Source organism: Modestobacter sp. SYSU DS0657 (genome assembly GCF_054050925.1).
Window position 1 is genome coordinate 1 of record NZ_JBJHAG010000060.1, and the last position, 1,034, is coordinate 1,034.

The 1,034-nt window shown below is 83.3% G+C and carries 1 protein-coding gene; it reads right to left on the reverse strand.

Features of this window, described 5'->3' with window-relative positions:
• Positions 1 to 138: 138 nt before the first annotated feature.
• On the reverse strand, positions 139 to 834 hold the full coding sequence (locus tag ACI79A_RS19640; protein ID WP_457085435.1) for a hypothetical protein: 696 nt from the start codon (positions 832 to 834) through the stop codon (positions 139 to 141).
• Positions 835 to 1,034 lie beyond the last annotated feature (200 nt).

Genomic DNA, 1,034 nt, shown 5'->3' on the forward strand with positions numbered 1-1,034 from the left:
CCCCCCCCCCCCCCCCCCCCCCCCCCCCCCCCCCCCCCCCCCCCCCCCCCCCCCCCCCCCCCCCCCCCCCCCCCCCCCCCCCCCCCCCCCCCCCCCCCCCCCCCCCCCCCCCCCCCCCACGACTGTCGGCGGAGGGCCTCAGCCGCCGATCGCCCCGGCGGGCAGCGCAGCCATCCGCGCGGCGACCGCACGACCGGCCGCCGCGGTGATCCCGGGGTCCTCACCGATCAGCACCGACAGCACCTGGCCGGTGGCCTGTGCGAGGACGACCTGGGTCGTGCCGTCGGGGAGCCGGTACTGGAAGACGACGCTGCTGGCGGCCAGGCCCTCGGCGCTCGGGCCGGCCTCGAAGGTGTACTGGTCCTCCGGGCAGCGGCTGAACGCCTGCACCAGCTCCTGCAGCGCGGCTCCGGCGGCGGCCGGCGAGTCGTAGGCGATCGCCTCCGAGGACAGCCGCGGTGTGCCCGCCCCATCGAGCCCGACCACCGGCTGCTTCGACGTCCGGTGCGCCTCGGAGGCGAAGGTCTGGCCGCAGATGCCGGTCAGGCTCGGGTTCTCCGCGAGGTCGGCCCCGGCCGGCAGCGGGTTGGCCTGCACCGTCCAGTCGGCGGGGAGGTCGGCGGCGCGGAGCGCGACGGCGACCACGGCCTGGGCGGGGTCCGCCGCCGCGGCCGGGTCGGCCGTCGCCGCGGCGGCGGCCGCGTCACTCGCCGCCGTCGGCTCCGCAGTCCCGGGCCCGGCCGCGTCGGCCGGCTCCTCCGACGTCGAGCCGCAGCCGGTCAGCGCGAGCGCGCCGGTGGCCAGCGCGGTGATCAGGGCACGGCGGAGGGTCACCGCTGCGACGGTAACCCCCTGCCTGCCCCCGCTGACCGGCTTCGACCGCCGCCGGCGGCCCGCCCCCGGCACGGTCGTGGGGGGGGGGGGGGGGGGGGGGGGGGGGGGGGGGGGGGGGGGGGGGGGGGGGGGGGGGGGGGGGGGGGGGGGGGGGGGGGGGGGGGGGGGGGGGGGGGGGGGGGGGGGGGGGGGGGGGGGGG